Origin of the sequence: Candidatus Micropelagos thuwalensis (assembly GCF_000469155.1) — a bacterium.
In the GTDB taxonomy this organism is placed as follows: domain Bacteria; phylum Pseudomonadota; class Alphaproteobacteria; order RS24; family RS24; genus Micropelagius; species Micropelagius thuwalensis.
Map to the genome: position 1 here is coordinate 412,813 of NZ_AWXE01000004.1, position 14,343 is coordinate 427,155.

Annotated in this window: 10 protein-coding genes; 1 reads left to right on the forward strand and 9 read right to left on the reverse strand. The window is 47.5% G+C overall.

The window, feature by feature from the left end; genetic code table 11:
- Window positions 1-49: 49 nt before the first annotated feature.
- Window positions 50-2,245, reverse strand: coding sequence for a primosomal protein N' (locus RS24_RS06605; RefSeq protein ID WP_021777422.1), 2,196 nt, complete (start codon window positions 2,243-2,245; stop codon window positions 50-52).
- Window positions 2,246-2,362: 117 nt separating this feature from the next.
- Between RS24_RS06605 and RS24_RS06610 the strand changes: the two genes are divergently transcribed.
- Window positions 2,363-3,292, forward strand: coding sequence for a tyrosine recombinase XerC (locus RS24_RS06610; protein ID WP_021777423.1), 930 nt, complete (start codon window positions 2,363-2,365; stop codon window positions 3,290-3,292).
- A gap of 3 nt (window positions 3,293-3,295) precedes the next feature.
- On the opposite strand, the gene lpdA is transcribed toward RS24_RS06610, so the two are convergent.
- The 8 genes from lpdA to RS24_RS06650 all read right to left on the reverse strand — a co-directional run bounded on the left by lpdA (window position 3,296) and on the right by RS24_RS06650 (window position 14,334).
- A complete protein-coding gene (lpdA, locus tag RS24_RS06615) occupies window positions 3,296-4,711 on the reverse strand; it encodes a dihydrolipoyl dehydrogenase (protein ID WP_021777424.1) in 1,416 nt (471 codons plus the stop codon).
- Window positions 4,712-4,720: 9 nt separating this feature from the next.
- Window positions 4,721-5,980 carry a 2-oxoglutarate dehydrogenase complex dihydrolipoyllysine-residue succinyltransferase gene (gene odhB / locus RS24_RS06620; RefSeq protein ID WP_021777425.1) on the reverse strand — a complete coding sequence of 420 codons (1,260 nt, stop codon included), beginning with the start codon at window positions 5,978-5,980 and terminating at the stop codon, window positions 4,721-4,723.
- Window positions 5,981-6,071: 91 nt separating this feature from the next.
- Window positions 6,072-9,065, reverse strand: a complete 2,994-nt coding sequence (locus RS24_RS06625; RefSeq protein WP_021777426.1) for a 2-oxoglutarate dehydrogenase E1 component — start codon at window positions 9,063-9,065, stop codon at window positions 6,072-6,074.
- 30 nt (window positions 9,066-9,095) lie between these two features.
- Window positions 9,096-9,971: a succinate--CoA ligase subunit alpha gene (sucD, locus tag RS24_RS06630; protein WP_021777427.1), complete on the reverse strand. Its 876-nt coding sequence runs from the start codon at window positions 9,969-9,971 to the stop codon at window positions 9,096-9,098.
- On the reverse strand, window positions 9,971-11,140 hold the full coding sequence (gene sucC, locus RS24_RS06635; protein WP_021777428.1) for an ADP-forming succinate--CoA ligase subunit beta: 1,170 nt from the start codon (window positions 11,138-11,140) through the stop codon (window positions 9,971-9,973). The genes sucD and sucC overlap by 1 nt, the downstream gene beginning before the upstream one ends.
- 197 nt (window positions 11,141-11,337) lie before the next feature.
- Window positions 11,338-12,300 (reverse strand): malate dehydrogenase, encoded by a 963-nt coding sequence (gene mdh / locus RS24_RS06640; RefSeq protein WP_021777429.1) that lies wholly within the window; start codon window positions 12,298-12,300, stop codon window positions 11,338-11,340.
- Window positions 12,301-12,378: 78 nt separating this feature from the next.
- Window positions 12,379-13,497: a cell division protein ZapE gene (gene zapE / locus RS24_RS06645; RefSeq protein WP_021777430.1), complete on the reverse strand. Its 1,119-nt coding sequence runs from the start codon at window positions 13,495-13,497 to the stop codon at window positions 12,379-12,381.
- A 57-nt stretch (window positions 13,498-13,554) separates the two neighbouring features.
- The gene (locus RS24_RS06650; RefSeq protein ID WP_021777431.1) at window positions 13,555-14,334 is read right to left on the reverse strand and encodes a succinate dehydrogenase iron-sulfur subunit; all 780 of its coding nucleotides are present in this window, start codon (window positions 14,332-14,334) and stop codon (window positions 13,555-13,557) included.
- Window positions 14,335-14,343 lie beyond the last annotated feature (9 nt).

A 14,343-nucleotide genomic window follows, 5' to 3' on the forward strand; every position in this document is an offset into this window, starting at 1 on the left:
AGCTTTTGGGGATTAATTTACGTTAACTGTCTGTAGTTTAGAATTGGGCTTATAAGAAACTATAAGGGTCAATATCTATCGCCAGCCGAATCTGGCTTGGTATTTTTATTTTAGACAGCCATAGAGCGATAAATTGCTGGACTTTCGCCTGTTTTCCGGCTTTTACAAGAAATCTTAGCCTGTATCGGTTGCGGATGCGCGCAATGGGTGCAGGTGCGGGGCCAAGAACACGCACCTCATCCGAGGTAGGTATCACCGCAGCCAAATCTCTGGCAAAATGATTCAGGGTAGCTAAATCCTGGCCAGACAAAACAAGACCTGCCAAACGCCCAAAAGGGGGCATACCGGACTGCGATCGCATTTCTGCCTCACGCTCAAAAAATAAATCACGTTCCCCCGCAATCAAAGCCTGTAAAACCGGATGGTCAGGCATATAACTTTGAAGCATCGCAGTGCCTTTTGAGGCTTCCCGCCCCGCCCTACCGGACACTTGAAGCAATGTGTGATAGGTGCGTTCCGCCGCCCGTAAATCTCCATTGCCAAGCCCTAAATCAGCATCGACAACGCCCGCAAAACCCAATTCAGGGAAGTGATGACCTTTGGCGATAATCTGAGTACCAATAATAATATCTATCTCCCCATTTTGAATAAGTTTGAGCTGACGCTGAAGTTCGCCAGACTGTCCGACCATATCGGAGGATAAAACAGCCGCTTTTTTATCGGGAAACACCTGCCCGACTTCCTCCAGCACACGCTCCACACCTGGCCCGCAAGCTGTCAGGCAGTCAACCTCACCACATTCTTCGCATTTATCGGGGATATCCCGCACACTCCCACATTGATGGCAGGCCATAATGTTTTTGCTCCGATGTTCAACAAGCCATGAATCACAATCTGAGCAAGCATAACGATGCCCACAATTTCTGCATAAGGTAAGCGGGGCATACCCTCTGCGGTTGAGAAACAGCAAAGCCTGTTTTCCCCGGTTAAGTGCGTCTTGCATGGACGACACCATCGCTGGAGATAACCATTGCCCCCGTGCAGGCGGGTCCAGCCGCATATCAATCAAAGATAAATCCGGCATGCCTGCCGCGCCATGCCGGCTCGAGAGTTTGACAAGATAATACCGCCCATCCCGCGCATTGATATAGCTTTCCAGCGACGGCGTTGCAGATGATAGAATAACTGTCGCATCAGCTAGCCGCCCCCGCACGACCGCCATATCACGCGCATTATAAATCACCCCTTCTTCCTGCTTGAAACCAGGGTCATGTTCCTCATCTACAACAATCACACCCAGATTCCGCCACGGCAAAAACAAACCCGAACGTGCAGCAATCATTACCTTGACCTTACCCTCCGCTATGGCACGCCACGTTCGCCGACGTTCTGATGGGGTCAGCCCGGAATGCCATAAAGCAGGCGCACAGCCAAATCGATCACCAAACCGCGCCAATAATTGCTCCGTCAGGGCAATCTCTGGTAAAAGGACAAGAGCAGATTTTCCATTGGCAAGTGCCGCGGCGATAGCCTCAAAAAAAACTTCCGTTTTGCCTGATCCGGTCACACCATCGAGTAAATAGCATCGAAAGCCCCTTTTCTCTAAATTATCAGTTAGCTTAGTAACGGCTTCAGTCTGTTCATTAGAAAATTGCACCCGGCGATAGTTAGGGTCTGGCGTACCAAATAAAATTTCTGCAGGTAGGTCGGACTTTATCAGGGCCCCTTCTTTTGCCAGCGATGTCAGCGTAGAAGCCGACACCGATGCTGCTTCAGTCAAATCTCCGGTTCGCAGGGTCATCCCAGGTAAAAGCGATGCAAAGACTCGTCGTCTGGCATCAGTCATCCGCGACGGACGTTTGTCAGACACCTGCCAACCAGTCACAGGTTTTTCAGGTGCAAGCGCATCAGGCACACTCAACAATAATTTAAGCACTGCCCCTTGTGGACTCATCACATAAGACGATACCCAATCAACAAATTGCCGATTTTCTTCAGAAAGTGGCGGGATATCATAAATCTGTTCAACTGATTTCAGCTTGTCTTTAGGCGGGTCACTTTTCTGCCATGGGCGTTGCGCTTCCCATATAACACCAGGAAGTTTTTTTCTGCCAAACGGAACAAGTACAAATTGCCCGGGCGAAAGTTCTGTATTTTGCGGCACAGCATAACGAAATATTTTAGGCACATTAGCGGCCAGGCAAACAGCAACAATCATTATGTTGTCATTCTCTGTCATTGGCATAATGTTGCGTGTCCCATTCTTGGTTTTATGGCATAATTAGATTCATCATAAGTGAAGCTTGGATTTTGACCAAATGTTACCAGGAAAACATCTACCCTCATTTCATGGTTTTTTTTCATGACAGCCAATGCTGACCTACAAACTTTGATTGATGATTGGTTGAGTGAACTCAATCAAAGAGACCTTAGTAGGCATACGGTTGAAGCCTATCTGCGCGATGTCACACAATTCATTGCCTTCCTCGCCGAACATTCTGGGCAGGAAGTCAGTCCGGCTTCCTTTGATACTCTAAAAGCCATGGATGTAAGAAGCTTTTTAGCCAAACGGCGTAATGTAGAAGCCACACAAAGCCGATCACTCGCCCGAAGCTTGTCGGGTCTTCGCTCTTTCACACTTTATCTTTCAGAAAAAAACTATCCTGTAAGTGCGGCTTTCAAAATTGTGAATTCACCCAGAATTCCCAAATCTTTACCCCGCCCCATGTCTCAAAGCGATGCCTTACAAATGATATCACTTGCAGGTGATATGTCTTCACACCCATGGGAGAATTTACGAAATCAAGCTTTGCTGGTGCTGATTTATGGATGCGGGTTACGTATTTCAGAAGCTCTCAACCTGTCGTATGGCGACCGCCCTAAACCAGATAATATTTCTATCCGCATAATGGGCAAAGGCAAAAAGCAACGGGATGCGCCAATCCTGCCGCTCATCGAAAATGCCATTCAACAATATATTCAAGCCGCCCCATTTGTTTTTAAAGATGACGACCCCCTTTTCAGAGGGGTTAGAGGCGGGCGTTTTTCCGCCCGACAAGTTCAGATGATAGTGGAGAAGTGTCGCCGCTCTATGGGGCTTCCAGATACCGTGACCCCACATGCCTTTAGACACAGTTTTGCCACGCACTTATTGGCGGCGGGCGGTGACTTAAGAACCATTCAGGAATTGCTCGGTCACACCAGTCTCAGCTCAACACAAATTTATACTGAAATCGAAGACACTGAACTGGGGCGTATTTATAAAAACGCCCATCCAAGATCAAAGCTTTAAAACTTACATGTGAATCGCACGGTCTTCCACCGCCAGCGCAGCTTCTTTAACAGCTTCTGTCAATGTTGGATGCGCGTGGCATGTCCGCGCTAAATCTTCTGCGCTACCGCCAAATTCCATCGCAACCGCAGCCTCGGCAATCATATTTCCCGCTTCAGGCCCGACAATATGAACACCCAAAATGCGGTCCGTTTTGGTATCTGCCAAAATTTTCACAAAGCCATCCGTCGTGTGGTTTACTTTTGCGCGACCATTCGCCATAAACGGGAATTTCCCGATGCGATAATCAACGCCTTTCTGGGTCAGCTCTTCTTCATTAAGCCCCACCCAAGCAACTTCTGGCGCAGTATAAATCACTCCCGGTATCACATCATAGTTCACATGACCTGATTTACCGGCCAGCATCTCAGCAACCGCGATGCCCTCATCTTCTGCCTTGTGCGCGAGCATAGGGCCTGAAATAACATCACCAATCGCATAAATACCGTCAACATTTGTCTTGAAACCATTGGTTTCAATGCGGCCTGCAACATCCAGTTGAACACCAACTGATTCCAAGCCAAGCCCTTCTGTATAAGGACGACGACCAATGGATACCAATACCTTGTCAACTGATAGAGTTTCCGCCTCACCCTCAGATTGTGCGGGTTCTATCGTCACCTTGACACTTGCCTTTAGGGGTTTGACCTCAGTGACTTTTTTACCGAGCAGGAACTTGAAACCTTGTTTTTGGAGAATCCGCTGGAATTGTTTTGCCACTTCTTCATCAACACCGGGGGTGATCCGGTCCAAAAATTCAACGACTGTCACTTCAGCGCCCAGACGCGCCCAGACCGAGCCGAGTTCCAACCCGATAATACCGGCGCCAACAATCAATAAATGTTTCGGAACGGCGTCAAATTCGAGCGCACCGGTGGACGTCACAACAAGTTTCTCATCAATCTCAACGCCTTGAAGCGGGGTGCTCTCAGAACCCGTCGCAATGACAATATTTTTCGTGTTTAGGGTGCGCGTTCCCCCTGCCAACAAGCTGACCTCAATCTTGCCTGAGGCGACAATCATCGCCGACCCGTGCAGCGCCTCGACCTTATTTTTCTTAAAGAGAAAATCAATCCCTTGCGTATTACCGGTAATGCCATTTTCTTTGTATGTCATCATTGCCGGTAAATCGAGTTTCGGCTTACCAAGTTGGATACCCATATCGCCTGCATGTGCGGCCTCTGCAAACACCTCTGAAGCATGCAAAAGAGCTTTGGAGGGGATACAGCCGATATTTAAACATGTCCCGCCATGACTGCCGCGTTTATCAACACAAGCTACCCGAAGGCCTAATTGTGCAGCTCGGATGGCACAAACATATCCACCTGGGCCTGAGCCAATAACCACAAGATCAAAATCATCACCAACTTCTTCAGACATTTAATTCTCCTAGAGGTTTAATAAGAGACGTTCAGGATTTTCCAACCCTTCTTTGACGCGCACAAGGAAGGTCACGGCTTCCTTACCGTCGACTATTCGGTGGTCATAGCTTAAGGCAAGATACATCATGGGACGGACGACAATTTCCCCATCGACAACAATCGGACGCTCCTGAATTTTATGCATGCCCAGAATACCGGATTGCGGGCTGTTCAGAATTGGCGTCGACATGAGAGAGCCATAAACCCCGCCATTGGAAATGGTGAATGTACCCCCCTGCAAATCATCAATCGCCAGAGAGCCTTCGCGGGCTTTTTGTCCATATTCAGCAATGGTGGTTTCAATTTCTGCAAAGCCCATCAGATGGGCATTGCGGACAACCGGCACAACAAGTCCTTTATCAGTGCCAACGGCAACACCCATATTCACATAATGCTTATAGACAATGTCTGTTCCGTCAATTTCGGCATTAACTGCAGGGATTTCCTGCAAGGCAACAACACACGCTTTCACAAAGAAACTCATAAAGCCGAGTTTGGCACCGTGTTTTTTCTCAAACTGCTCTTTATAAGCGCTGCGAACCGACATTAATTCCGACATATCAACTTCATTAAAAGTCGTCAGCATAGCAGCCGTGTTTTGAGACTCTTTCAAACGCTTGGCGATTGTTTGGCGCAAGCGAGTCATTTTCACACGTTCTTCAAGCTGCGGTAGACCTGATGAGTCATCAGATCTCGCACTGACCAGAGGCGCAGGAATTTCAGCAGATGTTGTGACGCCTTTTTCAACGGCCTCAAGCACATCGCCTTTCGTTAAGCGTCCTCCTTTGCCGGAGCCTGACAATGCGGCAGCATCAAGGCCATGCTCATCGACCAAACGACGGACAGATGGTGCCAATACCCCTTCTTCGGTAGCAGATTTTACAGCAGGTTCTTGCTTTGGGGCTTCACTTGTATCTGTAGCCCGAGGCTCCGATGGTGCTGAAACAGGCGCATCGTTTGAAGGCGAGGACGCTATGGCACCTGCCCCTGTGCCTTCAAGAATTTCACCAAGCAAGGCGCCAACTTCAACAGTTGCGCCATCCTCAACCGCTACATCTCCCATAACGCCGGCAGAAGGTGCAGGAACTTCAATAGTTACCTTATCCGTTTCAAGCTCACAGAGTGGTTCATCGGCAGAAACGGCTTCACCGGGTTTTTTGTACCATTGGGCGACTGTCGCCTCTGTGATGGACTCACCTAAAGTTGGAACGCGGATTTCAGTACTCATTTTATGTCCTCACTCTTTTCATTTTACGCGGGTCATTGACTGTGTCATCTACTGTGTCATCTCAAGCCGAAAGGCTTTTTGTGGATAATCTCTATGCCGATAGTCCGAGCGCATCATTTATGAAGCTCTCCATTTCCGCCTGATGGCGTGCCATCAAACCTGTTGCAGTTGAAGCAGAAGCTGCCCTGCCCGAATAAACAGGCCGGGTATACTTAGCGTCAATCGACAAGAGGGTTTGTTCAAGATAAGGCTCAATAAATGTCCAAGCCCCCATATTTTTTGGCTCTTCTTGACACCAAATCATCTCTGCCTGAGGGAAAGCGCTCAGCATTTGTTTGACTGCAGTTTCAGGATAGGGGTAAAGCTGCTCGATCCGCATAATGTAAACATCATTTAGCCCAGCTTCATTCCGCGCCTTGCTCAAATCATAATAGACCTTGCCGCTACACATCACCACGCGGCGGATTTTGTCAGCCTCTTTGAGATGTCCGTCGAGACGTATATCATCATTATCCCAAAATACGCGATGGAATGAAGAACCAAGCGACATATCCTCAAGTGAGGAAATACATTCTTTATGTCGTAACAGTGATTTTGGTGTCATCAGAATAAGCGGCTTGCGGTAATTTCTATGGAGTTGACGCCGCAAAATATGAAAATAATTTGCCGGGGTTGTCACATTGGCGACCTGCATATTTTCTTCAGCACAGGATTGCAAATATCGCTCCAATCGCGCAGAGCTGTGCTCCGGCCCTTGCCCCTCATAGCCATGCGGCAGAAGCATCACCAAACCCGACATGCGCAGCCATTTGGCTTCGGAAGAAGAAATAAACTGATCCACCATAACCTGAGCACCATTAGCGAAATCACCAAATTGTGCTTCCCATAATACCAGCGCGTTCGGTTCAGCCAGCGAATAACCATATTCAAACCCAAGCACTGCAGCCTCGGACAACATGGAATTAATCACCTCATAAGAGCCTTGATCATCGGACAGGTTTTGCAGAGGCTTATAACGATCCTCATTTTGTTGGTCTGTCCAAACAGAATGACGTTGGGAGAATGTGCCGCGCTCACTATCCTGACCAGACAAGCGAACCGGAAACCCTTCTCGCATCAAACTACCAAATGCCAATGCTTCAGCGGTTGACCAATCGAAACCTTGGCCAGTCTCGAACATTTTCTGCTTATTCTTTAACTGGCGCGTAAGAGATTTATGTAAATTAAAGCCATCAGGCACTGATGTCAGTCTTTCACCAATATCACGCAAACGATCGGCATCTACACCCGTTTCGCCTCTAACGAATTCTTCACGGCGCTTGCTTTCAAGACCTGACCAGCGACCGTCAAGCCAGTCAGGCTTATTCGGTTTGAACTCATTGGCAGACTCGAATTCGGTTTCAAGCATCGCACGGTAATTACTGAGCTGTGCGTTTACCTCGTCTTGTGAAAACAGGCCTTCTTCAACGAGCTGGCGACCATAAACGCTCACAACAGAAGGATGTTCTTTAATGCGGGCATACATAAGTGGTTGCGTAAAGGCAGGCTCATCCCCTTCATTGTGGCCAAATCTGCGATAGCAGAACATGTCAATCACAACGGGTTTAAGGAATTTTTGTCTGAACTCGGTTGCCACCTTCGTCGCATAGACAACTGCCTCGGGATCATCACCATTTACATGGAAAATCGGCGCCTCGACCATTTTCGCAACATCTGAGGGATAAGGTGAGGAACGCGAAAACCTCGGATTGGTTGTAAAACCAATTTGATTGTTAACAATAAAGTGGATAGACCCGCCGGATTTGTGCCCGACAAGACCGGAGAGGCCAAAACATTCCGCCACTATGCCCTGACCGGCAAACGCCGCGTCACCATGGAGAAGCAAAGGAATAACACTTGAACGGTCTGATTTACCGTTTTCAAGTTTATAAGTATCTTGTTTCGCCCGCGCTTTACCAAGTACGACAGGGTCAACCGCTTCAAGATGTGATGGGTTAGCTGTTAGAGAAAGGTGAACCTTATTGCCATCAAATTCACGGTCAGATGAGGTCCCCAAATGGTATTTCACATCGCCAGACCCCTCAACCGTATCAGGATGCGCGGCACCGCCTTTAAATTCGCTAAACAGTGCTCGGAAAGGTTTGGACATTACATTTGTCAGGACATTCAACCGGCCTCTATGAGGCATGCCAATGACAATTTCCTTAACACCGAGGTTCCCCCCGCGTTTGATAATCTGTTCAAGCGCAGGTACAATTGACTCCGCACCATCAAGTCCAAACCGCTTCGTGCCGGTATATTTAACGTCGATAAACTTCTCTAACCCCTCAGCTTCGACAAGCTTCGAGAAAATCGCCTTCTTACCTTCAGGGGTAAAACTGATTTCCTTATCGGGGCCTTCCATGCGTTCCTGTAACCAGCTCTTTTCATCTGGGTCACTAATATGCATGAACTCCAGTGCCAAACGTCCGCAATAGGTACGCTTAAGGATTTTAAGCATCTCTCTGATAGAAGCAAATTCGAGCCCCAGAACATAGTCAATGAAAATTTTTCGATCATAATCGGTCTGAGTGAAACCGTAGCTTTCCGGCTCCAGCTCAGGATGCGATTTGGGTGGCTCAAGACCCAGCGGATCCAAATCCGCGGCCAGATGCCCACGTGCGCGATACGCCCTAATCATCATAATCGCGCGGACAGAGTCAATCGTTGCCGAGCGAAGCGACTCTTCATTAAGAACCACGCCATTTTCGTCTGAACGGGTAGCGATTTTCTCGGCAATCTGTCCGGCAATTTGAACTGGGGATGCATCATCCCCCCAGTTACCATCTAAAGCAGAGGTAATCTCCCCATTCGGTGTTTCTGGCCAATGCGATTTTTCCCAGCTTGGGCGTAACCGTTCATTGCCTTTTTCAGCAGCACCAAGATTGTCAAAAAATTCTTTCCAGCCCCGATCCACAGATGCAGGCGCGGAAAGATATTGTTCATAAAGCTGCTCGATATAATAGGCATTCGCACCATCGAGAAAAGCAGTGCGGTGACCGGCTTCTCCTGTCACCATGTTGTCATCTTCATTCTGTGTACTCATGAACGTAAATTCCCTTACGGTCTAAAACAGCTATCCGTTTAAAATTTGGGACAATGTGGTGCCTAATGCTGCAGGCGACGGAGACACCGTGATGCCCGCAGAACGCATAGCTTCCATTTTATCTTCAGCACCACCTTTGCCGCCCGAAATAATGGCACCAGCATGGCCCATACGACGTCCGGGAGGTGCTGTAACACCTGCAATAAAACCCACTACCGGCTTTTTAACCGATGACGATTTAAGGAACTCTGCAGCTTCCTCTTCCGCCGAACCGCCAATTTCACCAATCATAATGATGGACTCGGTTTGGTCATCGCCCAGAAACAATTCCAGACAATCAATAAAGTTCGTACCGTTTACAGGGTCGCCACCAATACCGATACATGTCGACTGACCAAGCCCCGCCGCAGTGGTTTGTGCCACAGCTTCGTAAGTCAATGTACCGGAACGCGAAACAATACCAACACTGCCGGGACGGTGAATATGACCGGGCATAATACCGATTTTACATTCACCAGGTGTAATCACACCTGGGCAGTTCGGACCAACAAGCCTTGTCTTGGAACCCTGCAGAGCACTTTTGACCTTAATCATATCCATAACCGGAATACCTTCGGTAATACAGACAGCGAGTTCAATCTCAGCTTCAATGGCTTCAAGAATTGCATTGGCAGCAAAAGGGGGCGGCACATAAATCGCGCTCGCCGTAGCGCCGGTTTTGTCAACAGCTTCCGCGACTGTGTCAAAAACGGGCAGTCCGAGATGGGTTTCCCCACCCCGCTTAGGTGTGACACCGCCAACCATTTGAGTGCCGTAAGCAATTGCCTGTTCAGAGTGGAATGTGCCCTGGCTACCAGTGAAGCCCTGACAAATAACTTTGGTATCTTTTCCAACAAGTACTGACATCACCCGGCCTCCCTTACAGCGGCAACAATTTTTTCCGCAGCATCCTCAAGATTATCGGCAGGAATAATGGCCAGACCGGAAGCTGCCATAATCTCCTTACCTTGTTCGACATTCGTCCCTTCAAGACGAACCACCAGAGGCACAGAGAGCGCAAGCTCAGATGCCGCAGCAATGACGCCTTCCGCGATAATGTCACAACGCATAATGCCGCCAAAAATATTCACCAGAATACCTTTAACGTTTGGATCAGACAGAATGATTTTAAAAGCTTCAGTAACTTTTTCCTTCGACGCGCCGCCCCCTACATCAAGGAAGTTCGCAGGTTCTTCACCATAAAGTTTGATAATATCCATGGTTGCCATAGCAAGACCGGCACCATTCACCATACAACCGATTGAGCCGTCCAGCTTGACATAGCTGAGATCGTATTTAGACGCCTCAACTTCAGCAGGATCTTCCTCAGAGAGGTCGCGCAATTCAACAATATCGTCATGGCGATATAATGCATTGCTATCAAAATTGACTTTCGCATCGAGGCAAATCAAATCACCGGCACCATTAACAACCAGCGGATTAATCTCAAGCAGACTCATATCTGTATCAACAAACGCTTTATAAAGATTTTTAACCAGTGTCACACATTGATCAACCTGATTGCCGGTCAGCTTAAGAGCTGCAGCGATTTCTTGGCCATTCGCATCGGTTATGCCAGCAACCGGGTCAATACCAACGGTTAAAATCTTCTCAGGGGTTTCAGCAGCTACTTCTTCAATATCCATACCGCCTTCTGTAGAGGCAATGAATGACACTTTAGATGTCGCCCGATCAACGAGAATGGAGAGATAAAGCTCACGGTCAATTTGAGAGCCTTCTTCAATATAAACCCTGCCGACCTCCTTGCCCTCTGAGCCTGTTTGATGAGTAATCAGGGTCATTCCGAGCATACGATCTGCTTCAGCGCGAACATCGTCCACAGATTTAACAACTTTAACACCGCCGCCTTTACCGCGACCACCGGCGTGAATTTGTGCCTTAACAACCCATACCTGACCGCCAAGGCTTTCAGCATGCTGAACTGCCTCATCCGGAGAAAAAGCAATGCCTCCCCGCGGCACAGATACGCCAAAGCTCTTCAACACAGCTTTAGCCTGATACTCGTGAATATTCATTATTTACCCTCAGATTAATTTTATTTCACCCAAGGCTAACTGATTGACCAAATGCAAACAAGCTTAATCGGCGCAGAAAACCGCAAAAAAAAGCTTTTTTATCAGCTTAAGCCCTTGGCTCAACTATTTTTAGTAAATTAAGTATTACTTATTGCGAAATGCCTAAAGAAATTTCCTCAAATCGCTGGGCAGAGGTCTTATTTCAACTTGGGATCAATCTTTTGACAATCCTTAATCAGACCCTTCACAGCAGTCACAGATTTTCTAAAACCTACGCGTTCACCAGCATCGAGTTTGATTTCGACGATTTTTTCAACCCCTTTGGCGCCTATAACCACCGGCACACCGACATAAAGCCCTTTTTGACCATATTGACCGTTAAGATGCGCCGCGCATGGCAAAACACGTTTCTGGTCTTTCAAATAGCTTTCAGCCATTTCAATCGCCGCTGCTGCAGGGGCGTAAAAGGCAGATCCATTTTTCAACAGAGCCACAATTTCCGCACCCCCATCGCGTGTCCGCTGGACAATTTCATCAACTTTTTTCTGGGTAATCCATTTCATTTTTACCAGATCCGGCAAAGGAATACCTGCAACAGTGGAATAGCGAACAGATGGCACCATCGTGTCGCCATGTCCACCAAGCACAAAAGCGGTGACATCTTTCACAGAAACATTCATTTCATCGGCAAGGAAATAACGGAAACGGGCAGAATCCAGCACGCCCGCCATACCGACGACCATATTTTTAGGGAGGCCACATGATTTTTGTAATGCCCATACCATGGCATCTAATGGATTGGTGATACAGATCACAAAAGCCTTCGGGGCATATTTCTTTATGCCGTCACCGACTTGGCTCATAACTTTTAGGTTAATACCGAGCAAATCATCTCGGCTCATCCCCGGCTTGCGAGGAACACCTGCGGTTACGATAACAACATCTGCGCCTTTAATGGCGGCGTAGGATTTGGTTCCTTTAAGATTTGCATCAAAATGACTTACCGTAGAACTTTGTGCGAGATCGAGCGCCTTGCCCTGAGGTACACCGTCAACAATGTCAAAAATGACGACATCTCCAAGCTCTTTAAGCCCAGCCAGATGTGCCAGTGTGCCGCCAATTTGTCCACCACCGATAAGTGCTATTTTTTTGCGTGCCATGGGAAACCTCCATTTGTGAATTGCATCTTTCAGTTACCTTTTTTAGAAGCCTGATGCAACCCTGATGCGCTTTCCAATTCAGACTTCATCAGTAATGTCTGCGCCTGAATTATGCCCGAGACTGAAATAGTCTTCGGATTGCATCTCATATAACCTTGAAGCCGTCCGGCGAAACTCAAAGGCAGAGTCTCCCAAAGGATAAAGTTCAGACGGATCAGCCTCCGCAGACGCCAACAATTTTACCTTATGCTCGTAAAGCGCATCTATCAGATTTACAAATCTGATAGCTTCATTGCGGCGTTCGGGTGACAGTATGGGAATATTATCGATGAAGACCGTATGGAAAATTCGTGCCAATTCAAGATAATCAGCAGCACCTAAATTAGCTGTACACAAATCGGTAAATTCAAATCGTGCAACCCCTTGTGCCGAATTTGGGATAACCACCTCGCGACCTTTAACTGAAAGTGTAGCGCGTATGGCATCCGCACCACCTGTCATGCGTATAAAGGCATTATCCATTTCATTACGAGCTGCTGAACCAATAGGCTTGAACCAGACGGGATAACCTTTCAATCTGTCGAGGCGATAGTCTGTCGGGCTGTCGAGATACAGCACATCAACACGTGTTTTTAACAAATCAATAAATGGCAAAAAGCGATGGCGGTTTAACCCACCTTGATAAAGCTCATCCGGGATACGATTTGAAGTTGCCACCACAATCACCCCTGCGGAAAACAAAGCTTCGAATAAACGACCCAGAATAGACGCATCGGCAATATCCTTGACTTGAAACTCATCAAAACAAAGCAGTCGGGCCGATTTTGACAAGTCAGAAGCGACTGGCGGAATAGGGTCATCCCCTTTTACGAGACCTTTTTTTAATTGCTGACGATAGTCATGTATCCGTTCATGCACCTCCTGCATGAAAGCATGAAAATGTACACGTCTTTTTCTTTTCTCCTCGGCACTCTCATAAAACAAATCCATCAGCATGGACTTGCCACGCCCAACATCACCATGAATATAAATCCCGCGCGGTGACGGCTTTTTTTTGAAAATTTGGGTGAAGCTTGTTGGCTTGAGCATTTCATTTAAGCTATTAAGCCGCACAACAACATCCGCTTGACCGCTATCAGGCTGCAGAATACCGCTCTCAATCAGCGCGTTATATTTTGCGAGAGGCTCCGAGTTCATAATGAGGGTTTACTGATTTCGGTGCCATTTGACCAGCCCAGAAATAAACAAGAGGCACTAGACCTCGCGGGTTACCATCATTTTTTTAATCTCGGAAATGGCCTTAGCAGGAGACAATCCCTTCGGGCAGGCCTTGGCACAATTCATAATTGTATGACAACGATAGACGCGGAATGGGTCTTCAAGATCATCAAGACGCTCTCCCGTCGCCTCATCCCGACTGTCAATGAGCCAGCGATAAGCTTGGAGTAATACAGCAGGGCCGAGATATTTATCGGAATTCCACCAGTAAGATGGGCAGGATGTCGAACAACAAGCGCATAAAATACATTCATAAAGACCGTCAAGCTTTTCACGATCTTCGCGGGATTGTTTCCATTCACTTTGCGGTTGCGGCGTATCGGTTTTCAGCCATGGTTCGATAGATTGATACTGCGCGTAAAGGTTAGTTAAATCAGGTACCAAATCTTTAATGACAGGCATATGAGGCAAAGGACGTACAGTAATTTTACCTTTGGTCTCATCCAGACCTTTAGTACAAGCCAAGGTGTTTTGACCGTCAATATTCATGGCGCAAGATCCGCAAATACCTTCACGGCAAGATCTGCGGAAAGTTAGTGTCGGATCAATCTCGTTCTTGATTTTAATGAGCGCATCCAAAAGCATTGGGCCACAATCCGCAGCATCAATCTCATAAGTATCCATGCGTGGGTTTGCTGGATCTTCCGGATCCCAACGATAAATTTTTAGTGTCCGGGGTTTTTCAAGCTTTTTATCGGCTTTGTGAACAACGCCTTTTTGAACACGGGAATTTTTGGGCAGGGCAATCTCAACCATAACTGCTTC